Here is a 20,767-nt window from a genome sequence, read left to right as displayed (position 1 = left end):
ACCCTAGTCACCTACCTTCCTGAGCAACTTCTGGATAATCAAGTTGGAGCCAAGCATCATAATGAATAACACCATCGCAATGGCAGAGGCATAGCCCATCTCAAAGCGAATCGTACCGTAGTCGATCAAATGCGTGACGACCGTATGCGCCGAGTACTGCACACTTGGGAAGCCGGCGAGGTTCATCGCCACATCCGCTACCGCGAAGGAGGATGTTATCTGGATCACGGCCCCGAACATGAGCTGCGGACGCATCGACGGCAGGGTAATGTACCACAGCTCCTGCCAGCGATTGCGGATCCCGTCTACTGCCCCGGCTTCGAACAGCGTTCTGTCAACGGTCTGCAAACCTGCAATGAACGCCAGGAAACTGGTACCCAGACTGAGCCACAATTGAACGATTATAATGATGGTCAGCGTATATTTCGGATCTTGGAACCACAGAATCGGCTCATTAATAAATCCGGTTTTCATTAGAAAGCCGTTAACGATCCCGTAGGCATCGCCGGAGAACATAATTTGCCAGACGAAATAGACGTTCCCGGAGATGGACGGGGCATAGAAGACCAGTGTCATAAATGCCCTTACCTTCGGCCGCAGCTCATTAATGAGCCAGGCGAAGATGAAACAGGCCACATAGCTGATCGGACCTGTGACAACAGCAAAAATCAACGTATTTTTGAGCGCGATCAGAAAGATGTCATCATCCAAAAACAGGCGTGAATAGTTCGACCAGCCCGCCCATCGCGGGAATTCCAGCAAGTTGAAATAGGTCAGGCTGATCAGAATGGAGATCGCCACCGGCAATACAGTAAAAATGAAGAACAGCAGCATATAGGGGGTGATTAGCACGTAGAGATGCTTGTCGCGCTTGAAATCCAACTTGATATGCTTCCATTTGCCCGGCTTTGTCTGCATTGTCTGTTGCGAAGATCCCTTCACTTTTGCGGGTAATGCATCTGATTGTTGCAATTCGGTCACCTCGAGCTCTATTTCAAATTGATTTCTTTTTGTTTAAATTCAATCTCACGGTTGATTTCTTCCACATAATCGTACAGCGCATCTCTCGGGTGGGTATTGTTATTGATGACCTCCCTGAATGCATTATCCAGGTTCCGTCCTGTATAGTAACCGCCCGGAACTTCCGGGATCCCCTGTACCCAATGCCATTGCTGCTCCAGGTTCTGATAATCCTGGCTCGGCCAAGGCAGCTCCTTGAGCGCCTCGATGTTCGCTGTCGGATAGCGGGCCGCAGCCCCCATCAAACCTTCCATTTCCCGGCCGAAGCGGACCTGGGTATCCTTACTCGTCCACCACTTCATAAACTCCCAAGCGGCTTCCTTATCCTTCGACTGGTCCATCATAATGACAGAAGTGCCGCCACTTGAGACATCACGCCGGATCGTGCCGTCCGCTTGCGGAATTCCCGGTACGGTGACAAAATCCCAGAGACCACGAATTTCCGGCGCCGAAACAGACAGTGTATTATAGAAGGTATAATCCGTAATTGCCATCGGAATTTCACCTGTTCTAAAGCGGGTAATCAGGTCGAACTGAAGCGGAAGCTTGTAATTGGCGAAGAAGTCCGTCCATTTCTTGAAGGCCTGCATCGACTGCTCGGAATCCAGGTTGCTCTTCTCCCCGTCATCCTTATAGAAGGAACCGTTCTGCTGGTATAGCATCATCGCGAACGCCTTGCTTGGTTCGAGGGTTGACACGCCGTTCGTCTCGGCAAGCGGCAGCGCAAAATCCAGATGATGCTTCTTGAGCACCGGAATGACCTCATAGACATCATCCCAGGTTTGCGGCACCTTCAAGCCCAACTCCTCGATAATATCCTTGCGGTAAAACAGCATCGGGAACACCTGCTGCTCCGGCAGAGCGAATACGGATCCTTGAAATTTATAAGGCGTTACCGCACTGTCACGGAACCGTGATGCAACCTCATTAAAATCCTTAAATTGAGTCAAATCGACAATCGCCTTCCGCATCCCGTAGTTAACCGGAATATCGTTAGCAATCTGCATGGCGACATCAGGCCCCTGCCCGGATAATGTCGCAGGCATGAGAACGGTTGGGTTGACCAGCTTCAGATCTACGCTGATGCCCGTCTGCTGGGTGAATGAATCGTCGGCCATCGCCTTGACGACCTGTGCCTGGTCACGGCCGGTTCCAATCCAGACGGTCACGGAACGCTCATTCTCACTAGAATTACCAATACTGTTGTAATCGACAAAGAAGGAGCTGAACAGCATATTTACCTCATGCTTAACATTGCTCAAGAAGGAGGCGTCCGCACTCGGCAGCTTCTGGTCGGGTGAAGCCACAACCAAATAATCAATTTCAAGCGGTTGCTCTCTTACTTGCAAAATCCAGGTACCGAGGCCGCCGACATTCACTTCAAATGAATCCAGACGGGTCTGGAGCGTCTCCGGCTTAGCAGCTAGGTCCTGCAATTGGTAAGCCATCTTGGTCAGAATCGCGACCCGGTCGCTTTTTTCCCCGGTGATTCCTACCAACTGATCGGATACTTTATACAGAATCTCGCTCTGCTTGCTGAATACTTCTGTCATTTCCGGAATTTTCTTATCCAGATTATAGTCACGGAATGTGTCAGGAACTCCGCCTGTAATCATCAATACTTTCCGGTAAACCGCATTCAATTCCAAGATGCTTGCTTGCACCTGACGAATAAGCGGGGCTATCGAGCCGAGACTGACTTCAAGCTTCAGCTCGTGTGTGCCCTTGGTCAAATAGAACAAGTAAGGCTCGTCATCATTGCCGATCGTGACCATCTGCCAGTCGCGCGAATAATTAAACGGAATTTCTCTCAATTCGCGGAATGGAATCTCATTGTCTATCCATAGCGTTCTGGTTGAGTAGACACCACGCTGCAGTTCCTGCCTGCTCTTAAGGGCTATTTTATAAAGCCCATCCTGCGGAACATCGATTTTCCACGTTATGGTGTCCCCCGGCATTCTCCAGTTATTTCCGCCTATTGTATTAATGCGGATCTGTGAGATCGATTGGGGTTCGGTATTCGGGTTAGAACGGTCCGTGATCGGATATAGCGTTGGGGATGATTTGTATATGGCATCTTCACCCTGAATTTTGACCATTTCGCCGCTTGTTTCTTTCAGTCCCTTGTCCTTATACTGCTGCTTCAACTGCTCATATGTAGGAAGCGTCTCAAACTGGCGAATTTCAATCGCGTCAATAATAACCGGCTCTTTCAACGAAACAAGTGTAATGGTATGCTTGCCTGCCGAAAAATAAAAGGAATACGGCTCTTCATAATAGCTTCAGAATCGCGGAAAGGCATCTCCTGCCATCCGTAAACCTCAACCTGGCGGGGCCTGATATCATTTCCCCGGTTATCCTGCTCAATCTTGTCCTTCTCGTTCATCCATATTCTCGGGAATAAAAAGCTTCTCGCCCCAGCGAACGGCAACTCACCGTCAACTTGTAGGAGCCTTTCAATCGATGAAGCCTTGCCTTCAACGGTGTAATAACAGATCGACATGTTGTACAATCCGTCCTCCGGAACCGTGATATCCCAGCTGATCGACCCAGTATCGCCTGTTTCCACAAAATTGCCCTGTCTGCCGCCTGCCTCATTGACCTTTTTCGGCTGCATGCCCTCGGAATGAGTATAAGAACCGCCCTCAATGACGATTTTCTTGTCCGGTCTCGCTGCATTCTGATACTTTTTCAAATAGCTGTCATAGCTGTTTTCTTCAACCGTATCGACCTGAAAGGCTCATCATTTTGGCTTGATTCCGCCTTTACATAACTGGTCCTTGGCCAGCCGCTTTCCAAGGGAATGATGAGGGAGCACAGGACCACTGCTATGAGTCCAATGCGCAATACCTTAGGCATTTTCAATACTATCCCCTGCCTTGCTTAAAATTTTAGTCTAACTGAATGTATGTAGGAGGTTAGCCAAATCTCTGAGTAGCTCCCCGACAAGAATTTGACTAACCCTCACCTTCACTCGTTTTCTAAAACTTTATCCACTTTTGCCTGCATAGCTGGCAGCACTTTGGCAACGCCTGAAGCTGGCGTAACCTTGGAATCTGAAATATCTCTTACCAGGTCCCACACGTTTGATTCGAAGTCAAATGCGCCATAACGCCCGAATTTCGTAATTTTGAATGTATTCAGCGCATTTTCTACCGATGCTTCATCAGTGAAGCTGGACTCGGCAGATGTGCGGTTATTTTCATCAACATGGTCGATGTCCTGCAGATCTTCCCAAATTTTATAAACCATTTTAGGGTCTTTAACGCCCTTGGGAATCATATAAACATGCAGTTGTGTTTGACCCATAATAAAGTCGCTTGCTTTCGGTCCTTTTGGAAATGGTACGAAAGCGTACTCATCTACCATCTGGTTTTGGAAACGGTTTGGAATTTCCCACATACCGCCCGGATACATAGCAACCTTACCTTCTCTAAAGTACCTTGCAGGGTCCTCCCAACTGTTGCCCTCATCCCTTTTAATAACCTTGTACTCATTGTAAAGTTTGTTCAGCATATCAAGAGCTTCAATTGCGTTCGGTGAATCGAGCGTAACTTTTTTAGCCGTTTCATCATAAATCATGGCGTCATTAGAGTGAATCAAGTGTTTTGCGATTTCAAATTGCGATCCTGTAAGGCCCCATTGATCAATTTTGCCGCTTCCGCTTTTGCTGATTGTGAGCTTTTTAGCAGCATCAACAAACGCATCCCAGTCCCATTTCCCTTGCTCCTGCAGCTCAGTTGGCGTTGGCAGGTTAGCATCCTGGAAAATCCGCTTATTGTAAAACAGGCCAGTCTGATCAAACAGAGGAATGCCAGACAGGAAGCCATAAGTTTTTCCGGTGCCGTAGCTTCCCGAATTAATAATCAGATCGGAAAGTTTAGTTTCTTTCTTCACGTCCATGAAATCATCAAGAGCTAGGACATATCCGCCTTTGATCAAGACTTCAGGGAATACGTGAGCCGTAAAAACGATATCAGCATAAGGCTCTCCTGCCATTACTGTGGAGGAAAGCTTCTCAGCCGTTTCCCAAAGGTCCTGGGCTATGTATTTGATCTTAACGTTATATTTCTCCTCTACCCTTTTCTGAATCTCCAGTGCGTTCTCCCCTTCAGGTGTTTCCGGATTCGGGGTGCCATCCCACCAGTGGGAAATTTTGATTTCTCTGCCGCCCAGATCGTATTTTTCTTCAGTAGCCGGATCATCTTCCTCCTGTTTATTTACATTACTTCCTTTGTCAGCGCTATCATTACTTTCAGTGACAGTATCGCTGCCTTTGTTCGTTGGTTCTGTTTTTGACGAATTGCTGCAAGCAGCAAGAGAGAAAATGAATGCGAATACCAAAAAAATAATTGAAAGCGTTTTCATTTTATTCATTTTTTTAAACGCACCTCTCGTTAAGTTTTAATTACTTTTGACCCTTTATTTTTCAGCTTTATCAAACCAACCTTACATAGGACTCACCTCCTTTGTTGAAGCCAGTTGGGACCCGCAGCTGCTGCGCACAATCAGCTTGGCAGGCACTGTCACTTCAATCGGAATATCTCTTCCTTCCATCTGGTCAATGAGCAGCGTCACAGCCATTCTGCCCATCATCTCTGCTTGGATCCGGATGGTTGTGAGCGGCGGGCTCGTAAATTCGGAAATGGCAATATCATTAAAGCTACTATAGCTACATCTTCGGGAACACGAATGCCCGCTTCCTTCAGAGCATGGATAGCTCCGATTGCCAGCGGATCACTGGCTATGAAGAAGGCCGTTGGAAGATTTCCTTTCGCAATCGCTTCATTCATTAATCGGTTGCCTTCAGGGGTCCCCCATCCGCCTATGAAGATGTAATCCGGATTGTAAAGTTCCTTTTCCTTCATCAAGCGCTCAAAATAATATTCCCGCTGATCCTTGCCGTATGTCCTAAAGCCTCCGATGTAACCAATTTTGCTATGTCCAAGACTGACCAAATGCTCCAGCGCCAGCCTGGTTACACGTTCAAAATCAATGACCACCGAATCGAAGGTTTCAACATCAGGCGAATAGTCTACGAACACCACATTCTTGACCTGCTTCGCTTGCTCTACCGTAAAATCGAATGATCGGTCAATGAATATTAGCCCGTCTGCATCCCCAAAATCCATCTCCGGATTGCTGAGCAGGGACATTCTAATAATATTGGTGGAACTGATACCGAGCTTCATGCATTCCTTCTCAATGCCCTGCCGGATAGATAAAAAATAGGTGTCCACCTCTTCCTGATCTTCCGTCAGAAACATGACCGTTCCAATCTTGATGCTCGATAAATCCTTCTTGCCTGATGCCTTGCGGTTACGCGGTGTTTTATAGTTTAATTCCTCTGCAATGGATATGATACGCTGCCTAGTCTCATCGGAGACGGAAAGCGTGCTGTCCTTGTTCAATACCCGTGAAACAGTCACGTTGGATACCCCCGCCAGCTTTGCAATATCACGAATTGTTGCCATGCTTTTCACCCTGTCTATAGTTGAATAAATACGGTTATATTTTAGTTTATTTTAGGGGCTTTGACAAAAGCAGAGCAATTTCCTCCGAGAACATTTAGTGAATTTTCAGTGATACTATAGTTTGCGTTTTGGCAATTTCATCATAACAAAAGCGCTTTCATTTGACAATAACAATTTACAACTCCTTATTTTTACCTGTTTACACCCTGTTATCAAGGTTAAATTCAGTATTGCCTAAGTATCCGTTTCTTTTTTCACTTAAATATCATATACTCTTAAAGTGAAATTCACTAAATTAATGAGATGGGGCGAATCAGATTGGCAATATTGTTTGATAAGCAAACATCCCGATGGCTGCTTCAAGGCAAAAATGTGTCTTACGGTCTGGGGGTAGATAAGAACGGAACGTTGCAGCACCTGTATTTCGGTTCAAAACTTCCTTTTGTATCTGACCTGCCGGATGTAAATACAGCTATCTATCACTCTTCCTTCGAGCCGTCAGGCGGTATTACCCAGCCTGAATATCCAGCATGGGGCGGCATGTACTATTATGAGCCTTGCCTGAAAGCAACGTTTTCCGATCACGTAAGGGATACCAGATTGGTATATAAGGAGCATCAAATTACTGAGAACGAGCAAGTAGATGAGCTTGTCATCGTATTACAGGATACCGTTTATCCGCTATTTGTTCATTTGCATTACCGGTTGTTCCCTGAGCATGATGTCATTGAACGGTATGCCGTTATTGAAAATACCGGCACAACTCCGATTACACTTGAGCAAGCGCTCTCTGGATCCTGGCATACGCCAAGAGGCGACCGTTATCGCTTGACCCATCTTGGGGGCAAGTGGATCGAAGAGACACAAATTTATCAGGATGAAATTACGCCAGGCAAGAAAACCTTGGAAAGCAGGCGCGGCAACACGGGCGCTCAAGCCAATCCTTGGTTTGCTATTGACCGCGGAACAGCCGATGAGGATCAAGGCGAAGTATGGTTCGGCGCGCTAGGCTGGAGCGGCAACTGGAAAATTACCGTGGAATATAACCCATTCAAGCTGCTTCAGGTTTCCGGAGGCATTCATGACTTCGATTTTGCTTGGCATCTTGAGGGAGGCAAGTCCTTCCAGACACCGGCTTTCGTAGGCGGCTATACACGCCTAGGCTTTGGCCAGGCGAGCCGTAATTTCCACGACTACCAGCGCAACCACGTGCTGCCTAAGCCGATTGCAGAGCAAGTAAGACCTGTCTTGTACAATTCCTGGGAGGCTACTTATTTCGACGTAACCGAGCAGGGCCAGATGGCGCTTGCAGAGCGTGCGGCAGCTATCGGTGTCGAATTGTTCGTTGTCGATGACGGCTGGTTTGGGGAGCGCCATCACGACCGTGCCGGTCTCGGCGACTGGACCGTAAACCCGGTGAAATTCCCGAATGGCCTGAAGCCGCTGATCGATAAAGTCGAATCGCTCGGCATGAGGTTCGGCATCTGGGTCGAGCCTGAGATGGTCAACCCGGACAGCGATCTATACAGGAAAAATCCGGACTGGATCTATCATTTCCCGAATCGTCCGCGTACGGAGAGCCGCAACCAGTGTGTCTTGAACGTCAGCAAGCCTGAGGTTCAGGAGTTCATCTTCAAGATGCTTGATGATCTATTAAGTGAAAATAACATTGATTTCATCAAATGGGACATGAACCGCTCCTTCAGTGAGCCGGGTTGGCCGGATGCACCTCAAGCAATTCAAAAAGAGATCTGGGTCCGCCATGTGCAAGGTCTGTACGACATTCTTGCACGTCTCCGTGCGAAGCATCCGAAGGTTGCCTTCGAATCCTGCTCCGGCGGCGGCGCACGTATCGACCTGGGCATTATGAGGCTGACAGACGAAGTTTGGACTAGCGACAATACGGAGCCTTACGAAAGATTGTTCATCCAGGAGGGCTATTCGCTCGCCTACAACGCGCAAACGATGATGTGCTGGGTAGCAGATTCGGCCAAATGGGTGAAGAACCGTCCGGCTCCCGTTGCCTACCGTTTCCACTCGTCCATGATGGGCTCCCTTGGCATCGGCGGCAACCTGACGCAATGGAGCGAAGAGGAGCTTGCCGAATCCACGCAGCTGATCGAGGAATACAAATCGATCCGCCATATCGTTCAGAAGGGCAATCAATACCGCCTGCTGTCACCTAGAAAAGGCAATACAACAGCCGTTCAGTATGTGACTCATGATCAGAGCGAGTCCGTGCTGTTCGCCCTAATGCACCCGCAAAAGTTCCAGAACCCGTCTCCAAGAATTTATCTGCGCGGCCTGAAGAGCGACTCGCTCTACAAGGTTACGGATATCGAGGAGCCGATTAGCGGCAGCGCCCTGATGAACAGAGGGATCGATGTCAATCTGCATGCGGATTTGGCCAGCAAGCTGCTGAAAATCAGGGAAGTCAAGTAAGTTTTATAACATGTTTGAGTGAAACAGATAAATGCTATAGTAGAGAGGCTGCGGCCTCTCTTTTCTTATTTAGACTTTAGCCAGTTGATAATTGTTGCTATACCGCTCACTATACATTGCTGATTTTTACGATACGATAATAAGAAGATCATTACGTTGATTCCCGAACAGACCCGCTAATATCGCAACAGGCTTGCCTTCAATAAGCTTATTCACTTCGCTTCCTTCACATTCCCATCCGCGTGATATACGCCTCGATCAAGGGTAGGATAGAGACTATGCCTAATATCCGTTGACAAAAAAAAGAAGAAGCGCGCCAATACAGGCCCGCTTCTCCCTCGATTATGATTAAGGTTTAATAAGATTGAGCCCCAGCAAGACTAGCACTCCCATCACGATAGACCATACAACGATGCTAATGGTTTGCCATATAACCACGTATCGTTTAGATGCTCCGGCTGCGATACATATCAAGGCCGCAAGATGACCGCCGATCAGCAGCGGACCTATGAGAGACACCCCCGGTACTCCATATTTATGGAACAACTGTTGCCCCCGTTGCATTCGCTTACTTTGTTTCTCCTGCTTTTGGTCACTCTTTCTTCGTCCTTGAAACCACTGCTTCAATCGGTCACTTGCCAGAATCGCGACCATCACGGATAACCAGTTGCCGACAATAGCTGCAATGATCGTCAACAACACTGGAAAACCAATGGCAATCCCCACCGGCACGGCGAAGTAACCTTCCACAAAAGGAACCATAGCGACGATCATAACCCCGATAAATTGAAACAGCGGATTCGAATCTCTGATCTGTTCTAAGAATTGTTCAAACAACTGCACTCCCCCTATCTATATCGCAAACCTTACATCTTATAAGCTTTCATAGCTTTTCTAAGTTCCTTCAATGTCGGACGTTTGCCGTACATCAGGACACCGGTACGATAGATTTTAGCTGCCAGCCAGCCGAAGATCAGGATGGATACGATCAGGATGGCGAGCGAGGCCAGTATTTCCCACATCGGTGCATCGCCGATTCCGATTCGTACTAGAATGGTCGTTGGCGACAAGAACGGAATGTAAGAAGATACTTTGAGTATGGTCGCATCTGGTGTGCCCAGCGTAAAGATCGCAATATAGAATGCCACCAGCGACAGCATCGTGATCGGCATAACCGCTTGACCCAGATCCTCGGTCCGACTCACGATCGAACCTACCGCTGCGAACAAGACTGCATACAAGAAGTAACCAAGGATGTAGAAGATCAAACCAAAGATCAATAACATCGGATCAACCGCTGTAATGTCCAAATTCAAATCCTGCAATGCGCCTACATTGTGTGGCAGCATAACATTGACGCCAATGACAACACCGAATACGAGGATCTGCGACAATCCGAGCAGGAACATGCCGATGACTTTACCGAACATTTGACTCAGCGGTGATACGCTGGTAATCAGAATCTCCATGATTCGGGAACTCTTTTCGGTGGTTACTTCGGAAGCAATCATATTTCCTGTACTCATCAAGGTAAAGAAGAAGAGAATGATTAACGCATACACTACGATGTAATTGGCGACGGTGGATGCAGCTTCTGCTTCTGTCACAGGTCCGTTGTCAGCACCAGTATCCGATGGATCGATGCTGCGCGCATTAATTTGCACCGGTGTATTCAGCTCATTCACCTGGGCATCGGTCAGTTCTACTCCCTCTAACACACTACGAATCTTCAAAGATTGGAGGGCTGCTTGCAAACCAGCCTGCAGCTCAGGCTGAATGACGTCATTTTCGGAGCTGTAGATGACAGCAGGGAACGCCGCGCCTTCTTGTGCTTCAAACTGTACATATCCTTCAATGGCACCACTCTCAATGGCTTGATTCAATTCAGTTTCATCAGCTGTTTCATACTTCACCAACTCGTAATTGGTTGTCGGTTGGCTGTTCCAATTAGTTTCTAATTGCTCTGCCAACGCCTGCTCCTGCTGATATACAAGACCGATGCGGGTTGGTTCATCCGAAGATTTGCTGTCATCCCCCATAAACATTTGAATCAGAAACGGAATATTAATCCCGATCGTGATGATCAGCGCAAAAATCAAAGTTGAGATCAGAAAGGATTTCGTCCTTGCTTTGTTCATAAAAGTAAATCGAATTACGGTCCACATATTATTCATTGGATTCACCTACCGCCTTTATGAAGATTTGGTTGAGTGTCGGCTCTTTGACTTCAAATCGATGAATGGTGCTTTGCGACATGGCCGCATTTAGAATTTGCTGAGCAACCTCCACGTCAGAGATACGTATGGAATAGCCATCCTCCGTACGTTGAACAGAGGTAACACCTGCGATCGAATCCAGGCCCTGCACATCGTTGGAGGTGCCCAGCACAACCTCTTCGCGCGGATATCTGGACTTCACTTCCTTCAGATTGCCCTTGACAACCGTATTCGAACGATGCAGGATCGTTATGTTCTTACACAGTTCCTCGACGTGCTCCATGCGGTGCGTGGAGAACAGGATGCTCGTTCCACTATCACGCAATTCTTTGACTGTAGACTTGAGCAATTCCACGTTTACCGGATCCAGGCCGCTGAACGCCTCATCCAGGATCAAAATTTGCGGTCTATGAACGACTGCGGCGATAAAGCCCATTTTTTGCTGATTACCCTTGGACAGCTCTTCAATTTTCTTATCGTAATAATCCGGTACTTCAAAACGCTCCAACCAATATTTCAGGCTCTTGTCGGCATCCTTTGCTGACATCCCACGCAACTGGGCAAGATATGAAATCTGCTCGCTAACCTTAATCTTCGGATACAATCCTCGTTCCTCAGGCAAGTACCCCATAATATGGCGGAGTTCTTTGTTATACGGCTTGCCGTTATATAGAATGGACCCTTCATCTGGATAAATCAGTCCCAGCACCATCCGCATCGTTGTTGTTTTACCTGCACCATTGGCGCCAAGCAATCCATAGATCTCGCCTTCCTCCACTTGGAGCGAAATCTGATTTACCGCTCGTTTGTCCCCATAAATTTTCACTACATTGTCTAATTGCAATCGTTGCATGATATAAAAACTCCTCTCCTAGTTCTGCACACCGGCAGGAATGTGTCCATCAATCCATAATCCAAGCACTTCATCCAATTCCAAGGAACGGGTCTGGATAAATGGTATCCCGCAGACGCCAGAATTTTCTCTACTTCCAAGCATTCGGTAGTTATAAAAGATATTGAGTGCGCGGATTCCTGCTTACTGCTGATAATTCCCGGAAGCTCATTCACGATCGAAGCGTCTCCTTGAATCCAGCATTCCTTCCAGTTATCCAATAGCGAGTCTTTCTCGACCATGCCGAGCAGCTTCCCATGATGTATAAGCACCACATAGTCAGCCAATCGTCTGATCTCATCCACCACATGGGTGGAGAGTATAATCGTCGTATCCATTGACTTCATGATTTTGTGTAACTGCTCAATCAACAGCTTCCATGCAAATGGGTCCAATCCGGAAGATGGTTCATCCAAGATGAGAAGCTTGGGCCTGGGGGCTAGCGCTGCCGCAATCTCGAACTTACGCCGTTCCCCCTTTGACATTTTGTTGAGCCTTAAACCTCGCGGAACATCGAATCTAGACAACAATTCATCAAAAAAATATCCGTCCCACTTATCGTACCACTGGGCCCGGAAAGCTGCCGCCGCTTCCACGGTCATCTGCAATTCCTCCGTGCTAAGCTGCTCCGGCACAAACCCCATGTTCTGCCGAATGGCGACCGGAAGCTCCTTCGGATAGGCATTTCCGAACCAGGCAACCTCTCCTTCATCCGGTTGCACGATCTGCATCATCATGTTCAGCAGGGTGCTTTTGCCGGAACCATTGGGGCCAACCAGCGCGATAATGTAACCTTGAGGTAAGGTCAGGTTGATCGGCCCGATCGTCTTGGTTCGTCGGCGTTTATGAACATTACGAAATTCAATAACGGATGGTTCCATGATGATTAAAGACCTCCCTGCGATTTATATTTCTCTCGTATCACTTCCATGAACAAGACCGTTAACTCTTCCTCGCTTACCTGAACGGCAAGTCCTTTATCTACAGCCGTCCGAAGCGCATCCACCACCGCATCCCGCTTGTATTGCTCGCGCGCTAGATCTCCCACACCGGCTACAAACGTTCCCGTACCTTGTCTGGTTCGAAGTAAACCCTCACCCTCAAGATCTTGATATACCCGGCGAACGGTAATGACGCTGCAATTCAGGTTTCCGGCAAATTCTCTGATCGATGGCAACAAGGTCCCCTCCTCAATCTGACCGCTGATGATCAGCGAGCGTAGCTGTGATTCAATCTGGTGATACAGTGGCTCCGCACTATTTTCGTTGATCTGAATCGGAATTCGCACCGTAAATCACCTCGCTTTGTATCATCGTTCGGACTGGCTTGTGAAGAACCGGATTCCGGTATTGCTCTAACCTGTTCATGACAAGTCCCTGCTTTGCTGTCGTCGATATGTGAAATGGCACATAAGCGCCAGAAAAACGAGTCCGAGAATCAATAATCCCCACATCACTGGAGATAACAAATGCCACTTCATAGCAGCATCAACGATAAATTGACTCGTGCTATAACCAGCCAGGCTAAGCGCAAAGCAACTTGCTACCACGATGACCGTAAGGATGGTGTAATTTCTCAAGTACGCCTTGCCATTCACCATATTCTCCCAATAAACATAAAATCCGGTTAAGAATAATCCAATTCCAATCCAACTGAATGCGACAGCCACATAACTTGTAAGTTCCACACTGCTTCGCAATTGTGGGGCGAGCAAGTACACGATTGTGAAGAAAATAACCGAATTGATAGCAAAAGCCGTAACGGCCAAGATCATTCGACTGGCGAATATCGCTGCCGCTGGTACAGGGATCGTTCGGTAGAATACCAACATCCGTGTGTAAGTATCATTGTTAATGTAGTGAAATGATCTTCGATTAAATATGAAACCGAGCATCGGTGCCACTATCACCATCAGGAAATCAAGAACTTTTGCGGATCGCTCCGGGTTGGCCCAATCCACATTGAAAGCCGTGCTGGCTGCAAATCCCATATAAGTCATGAATATTAAATTCCATATCCACTGTAATTTATCTCCACTTAAGTCCTTCCTGACGATCTTCATCGCATAATGGAATAACTGCAACCTCTACCACCCTTTCTAACTAACTTTCTATACAATTTATATAACTGTGCTTAGTGTGATTACTGTGATTACTGTGATTACTGTGATTACTGTGTATATCTTTATATACAGTATATAGTGTGTGTATAAACAGTGTCAATAGTGTTTTAAAAATATATGAACCACCGGTATCTTGCTACTGCCAGATACTTCACCATCAAAAAAGACGTGCCTGGCCATGATCGTTCACAACGATCACAGATGCCAGCGCACGCCCATGATATTCTATGGCTTGCTCCAAAACTTAGTCCCTTATACAATGCCCTATTGCTCCACATACTCCCTTTCCCCGGTCCGCTCATTATAATAAACGCGATACTTCTTGCCATCCTTCGGATCGATGAATACCTCCGCTGTTGGAACAAACTCAGGGGCCAGCATCGTGTTACGCTGATCATCCTTCTTTCGACGGCGATACCTTTGATCGTAGTATTTTATGCTAATCCAGAGAATCACGAGAAAGGCAATAATGCAAAGTCCATAGTAACCAACTACCCATCCTAAGGCTGTACTCATTGAAGCCGCTGCACTTTGACCGCTGTGCCGTATGCGACAATCTCGCTCATGTTGCTCCCCACGTCGCCGCTGTCAAAACGCATCATGATGATGGCATTCGCGCCCATCTCATGCGCATTCTGTACCATTCGGTCCAGCGCTTGACGACGCGCATCCTCGATCATTTGCGTGTACTGCTTGACCTCTCCGCCAACAAGCCCCTTCAGGGAAGCCATAATATCTCCACCTAACCCTCTTGCCCTTACAACTACGCCAAAGGTAGCCCCTAACACCTCTGTCACTTCATACCCTGAAATATGTTCTGTCGTTACGATGATCACTTGAATCCCCTCTTCTATTATTCAACTGATGTTTCTTAATGCGTGAATAAAACATGCTGTGTCCACGTGCTCATTCTTATTAATTTTACTTTAGTATGGTCTCGTAAGCCATTAAAAACTCAACACAAAAATGGATCCTTCGGAGGTTTCAACAGCGACCGGAGCAGCTACAATCCCCCAACCATCCCACAAACTATCAAATAAGCTGCATCACAAGCAAAAACACCCGCCAGACTTCGCTGACGGGTGTCCCCATTATAATCCAAGTATAACTCTCCACACCGGTTCGGTATGACCACCCGGATAGAGCAGATATAGCAACGTATATACCGCTACGCCTGTGATGGCGGTGAAAAACCAGATCACCGCCGTGGTTCTACCCCACTTCCGGTGCTTGGCGTACTTTTCCTTGAAGCCAAGTGTAAGTGTCGTAATGCCAAATACCGCTGCGACCGTAGCCAGCACGATGTGGAAGATCAGGAATACTTGATAATACATCTTCAGATCATCCGGACCGCCCCATGTGGTGTTACCTACAAAAATCGTGCGTGAAGAGTAAATGATGAAGAAGATGATCGCCGCGATCGCAGCCCAGATCATGACCTTCTTATGAGCCTCGCGCTTCCCTTTTATAATCAAACCCCAACCGATGGCGACCAGTATGGCACTGATCACAATAAAGGTGGTGCTAACCGTAGGGAAGATAAAATACCAATCCATGTGGAACCCCCTTAACAATAATCCAGATTAAGCTTGATTCAATTTGCCTGGCAACTCCGTCGGCATAGGATCATCTTCCTTATTCTCCCGCTTATACCAGTGGAAGAAGACGTAAGCCAACATGGAGGCAAAAATGATCTCTTGGAAGAACTTCATAATAATCCCGCCTACGCGTTGATCAATCGTCGGCTCCAAATAACCAAAGAACTCGGGCCCTCCGAATTCCGTAAGCAGGAATGAAGTATCTCCCGATATGCAATATCCCATCGCTTGAGCCCATACCACAGGGTCACTGTAGGTGGCGTACATCGGTTGAGCGGAGAAAATAATTAACGCACAAGCTGGTGTAAGCAGCACCATGTTCATGAAGATGTAACCCATCTTGGCAAGCCCTGTCGTCTTGTCCTTCTCAGGAATCGGGCTCAGAATCGACCACCACATCAAGGCAGACGTGATGAATAAGATAAGATAATACAGACGGTGTACCCAGAAATTAAGCATGACAAAATCATGGATCACAGGTATATGATAGAACGAAAATAAACCGTTGAACACAACCGCTGACACGATGGGGTGAACAAGAAAGCCAAGCTTCTTAAATGGATTTACCCTGTCTAACGAACGCCACAGCCATACAGGTATGCCCAACATCAGCAGAGGCACGGCGACCAGATAAGACATGGCCATGCTGACCATATGGAACGAGAACATCATGTGTCCCAGCAAGTTAATGGGACCGCCTTGCGCGATATACAGCGTAAGCATACCGGCCACAAACAGCGTCTTTCGTCCAGCGGATACATGAGCACTTCCTTGGAATCGCTCGCTAAGCGGACCCGTTATTAAGAAATACCCGGCAGTGACAAGTAGCATAAACGCCAGAAACATGGGACTCCATTTATCTGCAAACTCGAAATACTCTAAGCCCAGCATTCAAAAAACCTCCCCATTACGGGTTAAATTCTGTCGAAATTGTGACAGCGACCTACGATTTAAAAAAAGAGGGGGCTATAAAGCCCTCCTCTTTTTCATTTTACCACCAAACCCAGAACAGTGCCATGATGATGCAGGTACTTGCTACGAAGAACCCACCGATCATGAACAGGATTGGCATCAGATGCCCCTTATCTTTCAAGTGCATCCAGTAACCCATCTGTACGAATACTTGAAGCACAGCCATAACCAGCAAGATGATGATGGTAAACGCTGTATTGATGCCGCCTGCCGCAACTGCAGCAAAGGCGATAGCAGTCAGTACGATGGAAAAGATAAATACGACAATATGTTTCTCGGGACCTTCCACACGGTGGCGGCGTTTAACCACAGGGCCCTCATTAGATTGTTGATTTGCTGTCATTCCTTAGCCCACCTTTCCAAGAAGGTATACGACCGAGAAGATGAACACCCAGACAACGTCGATAAAGTGCCAGTACATAGCAGACACATAGACTTTAGGTGCAGTAACTACAGTTAAGCCTTTTTTGTACAATTGAGCGATCAGAATTGAAATCCATACAACCCCGAAAGCAACGTGCGCACCGTGGAATCCTACAAGCGTGTAGAATGCAGATGAGAATGCACTTGTCTTCATATCGAAGGCAGAGTGCGCGATATACTCATAGAACTCGTAAATCTCTAATCCCAAGAATCCAAGACCGAGAATAACGGTAACGATCAACCACAACTTCAACTTCTCAACGTTATGGCGATGCATCGCCTGAATGGCGAATACACTGGTCAAAGAACTGACAAGCAGGATGAGGGTTGCCACTGCCGTGATCGGCAGTGAGAACAACTCCATTCCACTCGGTCCTTCATTCGTCTGATTTCTCAGCGCGAGAAATGATGCGAACAATGTACCGAAGAGTACAGCCTCGCCGCCAAGAAATAACCAGAAGCCAAGAACTTTATTACGGCCTTCAAGCGTTGCTTTTTCCGGCTCGTGAGGAAGTTCGCCGTTTACATGCTCTGCGTGGCTCATGCTTTCCCCTCCCCTTCAAGTTCTTCGACTTCAATGTGATATCCAGGGTCATCGTTCAAGGAGCGTGCGATCATAGCCGCGAACGTAATCAGAAGACCGACACTCATGACGATATACTTATTGAAGATAAAGCCCATAAACGCATTTGAGAAATCATCCGTACTGAACATAAATCCAAGACCGGCAATGAACAAGCCTACCGACATAATGAACGGAATGATCGTTGGCGACGGCATATGAATCGGTCCTACCGGTTCGGAAGGCGTCATCTCTTTATTACCTGCCATCTTCTCTTTCCAGTAAGCATCAAGACCGCGAACCAGCGGAATTTGCTTAAAGTTGTACTCTGGCGGAGGTGAAGGAATGCTCCACTCCAATGTACGACCATCTTCCCAAGGATCTGCTGCTACGCCCGAAGGTTTTCTGGTAGTCATAATCACGTTTGCCAGGAACAGCAATACGCCGACACCCATCAATAGCGCACCGATGGTACTGATAAAGTTCAATTCATCGAAATTCTGATTCGGCAGATAGGATACAATCCGTCGCTGCATACCTAGGAGTCCCAGGAAATGCTGTACAAAGAACGTCAGATGGAATCCGATAGCGAATAGCCAGAACGTCAATTTACCCAACTTCTCATCCAGAATCCGGCCGAACATTTTTGGCCACCAGTAGTGGAGACCTGAGAACAGACCGAACACCAGACCGCCTACGATAACGTAGTGGAAGTGAGCGACAACGAAGTACGTGTCATGGAACTGGAAGTCTGCCGGAGCAGATGCCAGCATAACGCCGGTTACGCCACCCATAACGAAGGTTGGAATGAAACCGATGGCGTACAGATTCGCACTCGTAAAGCGGATCTGACCGCCCCACATCGTAAAGAGCCAGTTAAAGATTTTGATACCCGTAGGAACCGCGATCAGCATCGTTGCGATGGAGAAGAGCGCATTCGCTACCGGGCCAAGTCCTGTCGTAAACATGTGGTGAGCCCAAACCATGAAGCCCAAGAAGGCGATCAGGATGGTTGCGAACACCATGGAACTATATCCAAACAGACGTTTACGCGAGAATGCCGGGATAACTTCTGAAATGATACCGAACGCCGGCAGGATCAGAATATATACTTCAGGGTGACCGAAAATCCAGAAAATATGCTGCCACAATACGGGATTACCGCCGGATGCTACATCGAAGAAATTCGCTCCGAGCAGTCGGTCAAAACTTAGCAATACCAGACCTACCGTAATCGCAGGGAATGCGAACAGGATCATAGCCGAAGTGATGAACACGGTCCATGTAAACATCGGCATTCTCATGAACGACATACCTGGTGCACGCATGGTAATGATCGTTGCCAGGAAGTTAATCCCCCCGATCAACGTACCAATACCGGCTATCTGCAAGCCGATCGTGTAGAAGTCGACGCCGTGCGTAGGCGAATATTCATTAGAAGACAGCGGCGGATAGGATGTCCATCCTGCATCAGGTGCTCCACCCATAATCCAGCTCAGGTTAAGCAACAATCCACCGAATAAAAATGTCCAAAATCCAAGTGAGTTCAGGAACGGGAACGCAACGTCGCGCGCCCCGATCTGCAATGGAACTACCGCATTCATCAGTGCGAAGATGATCGGCATGACGCCCAGGAAGATCATCGTGGTTCCATGCATTGTAATCAATTCATTAAATACTTGAGCCGATACCAAGTCGTTCATCGGTTTAATCAGTTGAAGACGAATCAGTATCGCTTCAATACCACCGATCCCGAAGAAGAAGCCGCCCGCTATCAGGTATAATATCCCGATCTTCTTATGGTCCACGGTTGTTAACCAATCCATGATCCCTGAATAGCGTTTGACGCTATGGCTATTAGCATGAGCATGAGCCAAGGTTTGTACCCCCTTTTAAAGTTCTTGCTGTATTAATAATCCAACTTATAATTGGCTAAGTAATCGGCAAGTTGCTCGATTTCCTCGTCACTGAAACCAAGATCCTTCGGATTTGGCATCGTGTTTCCAGGTTTTACAGCCTGTGGCTCCATCAGCCATTCAATCATGTTGTCCTTAACTGGCTTCGTTCCTGGTTTGCCGCTTATATCGTTCAGCAAGATACTCGCTACAGTCTCACGCGATCCCATACCCGTCAGGTTAGGACCCGCACTTCCGCCCTGATCGCCTACAGCGTGGCAAGAGAGACAGTTGGTCTTGAACTTCTCAGCAAGGGCATTATCCGCAGGAAGTACAGCAGGCGCTTTCATTGCTGTTACCCATCGGTCAAACGTTGCATCATCCACTGCTTTCACCCGGAATTCCATGAATCCGTGCGATTGTCCGCAGAGCTCGGCGCATTTACCAATGTATGTATCCGCTTTGTCAGCAACTAATGTCAAGTAGTTGACGCTGCCCTCTGCATTGGTATCCATTTTACCGCCAAGCGATGGTACCCAGAAGGAGTGAAGTACATCATTTGTTTTCAATTGGAACGATATTTTCTTGCCTACCGGAATGATCAGCTCTTGACCCGTTCTCACATCTTGGTCTGGATAATAGAACTCCCACCAGAATTGATGCGAAGTTACTTCCACCTTCAGAGCGTCTGGATTATTCCAGTCACTTTCACCATAAGCAAATACCTTTTGAATAGTAGGAACTGCAAGCACGAGTACGAGGAGCAACGGAATCGCTGTCCAGATGATCTCCAGCTTATGGTTACCTTCTACTTGCTCAGGAATTTCATTGTTTCCCTTTCTTCTGCGGAACTTAACAAGCACGTAAGCGGCAATTGCAAATACCACAACCATTACGACGATCATAATCGAAATGGAGAGCTTAATTAAATCCAGTTGACCTTGTGCTACCGGACCTTGTGGCCTCATGACCGACAGATCCTCTCGGCCGCAGCCGGATAACACCAAAGCAAACATGGCCATTAAAGGAAGAAGACGCTTTACAGCCTGCCACCGTTTCATCATTGATCTACCCCACTTTTCCGATTTTCGTAGACTACCATCCGGCGCAATCAGAGGTAATCTACCTGCACAATCACGGATGAAATAATC

The 20,767-nt window shown here is 47.4% G+C and carries 20 protein-coding genes and 1 pseudogene; 1 reads left to right on the top strand and 20 read right to left on the bottom strand.

Annotated features, from left to right (window positions below; translation table 11 throughout):
* Positions 1-3: 3 nt before the first annotated feature.
* The 6 genes from JCM10914_RS16675 to JCM10914_RS16655 form a co-directional block, all read right to left on the bottom strand.
* A complete protein-coding gene (locus JCM10914_RS16675) occupies positions 4-918 on the bottom strand; it encodes a carbohydrate ABC transporter permease (protein WP_052019853.1) in 915 nt (304 codons plus the stop codon).
* A 71-nt stretch (positions 919-989) separates the two neighbouring features.
* Entirely contained in the window at positions 990-3,236 is a 2,247-nt protein-coding gene (locus JCM10914_RS16670; RefSeq protein ID WP_023963101.1) for an extracellular solute-binding protein, read from the bottom strand.
* Positions 3,233-3,715, bottom strand: coding sequence for an extracellular solute-binding protein family 1 (locus JCM10914_RS16665; RefSeq protein ID WP_023963100.1), 483 nt, complete (start codon positions 3,713-3,715; stop codon positions 3,233-3,235). The genes JCM10914_RS16670 and JCM10914_RS16665 overlap by 4 nt, the downstream gene beginning before the upstream one ends.
* Positions 3,716-3,990: 275 nt before the next feature.
* Complete coding sequence (locus tag JCM10914_RS16660) at positions 3,991-5,397, bottom strand: ABC transporter substrate-binding protein (RefSeq protein ID WP_023963099.1); 1,407 nt, start codon at positions 5,395-5,397, stop codon at positions 3,991-3,993.
* A 72-nt stretch (positions 5,398-5,469) separates the two neighbouring features.
* Positions 5,470-5,616, bottom strand: coding sequence for a hypothetical protein (locus JCM10914_RS31430; protein ID WP_269433901.1), 147 nt, complete (start codon positions 5,614-5,616; stop codon positions 5,470-5,472).
* Positions 5,613-6,494, bottom strand: a complete 882-nt coding sequence (locus JCM10914_RS16655; protein ID WP_023963098.1) for a LacI family DNA-binding transcriptional regulator — start codon at positions 6,492-6,494, stop codon at positions 5,613-5,615. Before JCM10914_RS16655 ends, JCM10914_RS31430 begins: the two co-directional genes overlap by 4 nt.
* Positions 6,495-6,812: 318 nt before the next feature.
* Here JCM10914_RS16655 and JCM10914_RS16650 point away from each other — a divergent pair, with 318 nt between their 5' ends.
* A complete protein-coding gene (locus JCM10914_RS16650; protein ID WP_231638684.1) occupies positions 6,813-8,936 on the top strand; it encodes an alpha-galactosidase in 2,124 nt (707 codons plus the stop codon).
* Between the two features lie 348 nt (positions 8,937-9,284).
* Here JCM10914_RS16650 and JCM10914_RS16645 read toward each other — a convergent pair whose 3' ends face one another.
* From JCM10914_RS16645 to coxB, 14 genes and pseudogenes are all read right to left on the bottom strand, one after another.
* Positions 9,285-9,773 (bottom strand): small multi-drug export protein, encoded by a 489-nt coding sequence (locus JCM10914_RS16645; RefSeq protein WP_023963096.1) that lies wholly within the window; start codon positions 9,771-9,773, stop codon positions 9,285-9,287.
* 29 nt (positions 9,774-9,802) lie between these two features.
* On the bottom strand, positions 9,803-11,110 hold the full coding sequence (locus tag JCM10914_RS16640) for an ABC transporter permease (RefSeq protein WP_023963095.1): 1,308 nt from the start codon (positions 11,108-11,110) through the stop codon (positions 9,803-9,805).
* Complete coding sequence (locus JCM10914_RS16635) at positions 11,103-12,005, bottom strand: ABC transporter ATP-binding protein (protein ID WP_023963094.1); 903 nt, start codon at positions 12,003-12,005, stop codon at positions 11,103-11,105. Before JCM10914_RS16635 ends, JCM10914_RS16640 begins: the two co-directional genes overlap by 8 nt.
* An 18-nt stretch (positions 12,006-12,023) precedes the next feature.
* A pseudogene (locus JCM10914_RS16630) lies at positions 12,024-12,925 on the bottom strand (ABC transporter ATP-binding protein).
* A gap of 5 nt (positions 12,926-12,930) precedes the next feature.
* On the bottom strand, positions 12,931-13,332 hold the full coding sequence (locus JCM10914_RS16625; RefSeq protein ID WP_023963092.1) for a GntR family transcriptional regulator: 402 nt from the start codon (positions 13,330-13,332) through the stop codon (positions 12,931-12,933).
* Positions 13,333-13,407: 75 nt separating this feature from the next.
* On the bottom strand, positions 13,408-14,127 hold the full coding sequence (locus tag JCM10914_RS16620) for a hypothetical protein (RefSeq protein WP_023963091.1): 720 nt from the start codon (positions 14,125-14,127) through the stop codon (positions 13,408-13,410).
* 303 nt (positions 14,128-14,430) lie between these two features.
* Positions 14,431-14,682, bottom strand: a complete 252-nt coding sequence (locus tag JCM10914_RS16615) for a hypothetical protein (RefSeq protein WP_036718649.1) — start codon at positions 14,680-14,682, stop codon at positions 14,431-14,433.
* Positions 14,679-15,002 carry a YbjQ family protein gene (locus tag JCM10914_RS16610; protein ID WP_023963090.1) on the bottom strand — a complete coding sequence of 108 codons (324 nt, stop codon included), beginning with the start codon at positions 15,000-15,002 and terminating at the stop codon, positions 14,679-14,681. Before JCM10914_RS16610 ends, JCM10914_RS16615 begins: the two co-directional genes overlap by 4 nt.
* Before the next feature lie 255 nt (positions 15,003-15,257).
* On the bottom strand, positions 15,258-15,722 hold the full coding sequence (locus JCM10914_RS16605; protein WP_023963089.1) for a DUF420 domain-containing protein: 465 nt from the start codon (positions 15,720-15,722) through the stop codon (positions 15,258-15,260).
* Between the two features lie 27 nt (positions 15,723-15,749).
* On the bottom strand, positions 15,750-16,655 hold the full coding sequence (gene ctaG, locus JCM10914_RS16600; RefSeq protein ID WP_023963088.1) for a cytochrome c oxidase assembly factor CtaG: 906 nt from the start codon (positions 16,653-16,655) through the stop codon (positions 15,750-15,752).
* 100 nt (positions 16,656-16,755) lie between these two features.
* A complete protein-coding gene (locus JCM10914_RS16595) occupies positions 16,756-17,079 on the bottom strand; it encodes a cytochrome C oxidase subunit IV family protein (protein WP_036718645.1) in 324 nt (107 codons plus the stop codon).
* 3 nt (positions 17,080-17,082) lie between these two features.
* Positions 17,083-17,703 carry a cytochrome (ubi)quinol oxidase subunit III gene (locus JCM10914_RS16590; RefSeq protein WP_023963086.1) on the bottom strand — a complete coding sequence of 207 codons (621 nt, stop codon included), beginning with the start codon at positions 17,701-17,703 and terminating at the stop codon, positions 17,083-17,085.
* A complete protein-coding gene (gene ctaD, locus JCM10914_RS16585) occupies positions 17,700-19,547 on the bottom strand; it encodes a cytochrome c oxidase subunit I (RefSeq protein ID WP_052019851.1) in 1,848 nt (615 codons plus the stop codon). The genes JCM10914_RS16590 and ctaD overlap by 4 nt, the downstream gene beginning before the upstream one ends.
* Before the next feature lie 83 nt (positions 19,548-19,630).
* A complete protein-coding gene (coxB, locus tag JCM10914_RS16580) occupies positions 19,631-20,680 on the bottom strand; it encodes a cytochrome c oxidase subunit II (RefSeq protein WP_023963083.1) in 1,050 nt (349 codons plus the stop codon).
* Between the last annotated feature and the right edge of the window lie 87 nt (positions 20,681-20,767).

This window comes from Paenibacillus sp. JCM 10914 (genome assembly GCF_001315105.1).
Taxonomy (GTDB): domain Bacteria; phylum Bacillota; class Bacilli; order Paenibacillales; family Paenibacillaceae; genus Paenibacillus_AQ.
The sequence above is the reverse complement of the archived record's forward strand: the minus strand, read 5'-3'. Positions and strand labels throughout refer to the sequence as shown.

Bases quoted from the DNA above. Each gene is read 5' to 3' on its own strand.
- JCM10914_RS16655 (WP_023963098.1), bottom strand. From the start codon at position 6,494: ATGGCAACAATTCGTGATATTGCAAAGCTGGCGGGGGTATCCAACGTG.
- JCM10914_RS16615 (WP_036718649.1), bottom strand. From the start codon at position 14,682: ATGAGTACAGCCTTAGGATGGGTAGTTGGTTACTATGGACTTTGCATT.
- JCM10914_RS16590 (WP_023963086.1), bottom strand. From the start codon at position 17,703: ATGAGCCACGCAGAGCATGTAAACGGCGAACTTCCTCACGAGCCGGAA.
- JCM10914_RS16675 (WP_052019853.1), bottom strand. From the start codon at position 918: ATGCAGACAAAGCCGGGCAAATGGAAGCATATCAAGTTGGATTTCAAG.
- ctaD (WP_052019851.1), bottom strand. From the start codon at position 19,547: ATGGATTGGTTAACAACCGTGGACCATAAGAAGATCGGGATATTATAC.
- JCM10914_RS16660 (WP_023963099.1), bottom strand. From the start codon at position 5,397: ATGAATAAAATGAAAACGCTTTCAATTATTTTTTTGGTATTCGCATTC.
- JCM10914_RS16640 (WP_023963095.1), bottom strand. From the start codon at position 11,110: ATGAATAATATGTGGACCGTAATTCGATTTACTTTTATGAACAAAGCA.
- coxB (WP_023963083.1), bottom strand. From the start codon at position 20,680: ATGATGAAACGGTGGCAGGCTGTAAAGCGTCTTCTTCCTTTAATGGCC.
- ctaG (WP_023963088.1), bottom strand. From the start codon at position 16,655: ATGCTGGGCTTAGAGTATTTCGAGTTTGCAGATAAATGGAGTCCCATG.
- JCM10914_RS16635 (WP_023963094.1), bottom strand. From the start codon at position 12,005: ATGCAACGATTGCAATTAGACAATGTAGTGAAAATTTATGGGGACAAA.
- JCM10914_RS16605 (WP_023963089.1), bottom strand. From the start codon at position 15,722: ATGGATTGGTATTTTATCTTCCCTACGGTTAGCACCACCTTTATTGTG.
- JCM10914_RS16595 (WP_036718645.1), bottom strand. From the start codon at position 17,079: ATGACAGCAAATCAACAATCTAATGAGGGCCCTGTGGTTAAACGCCGC.
- JCM10914_RS31430 (WP_269433901.1), bottom strand. From the start codon at position 5,616: ATGATGGGCAGAATGGCTGTGACGCTGCTCATTGACCAGATGGAAGGA.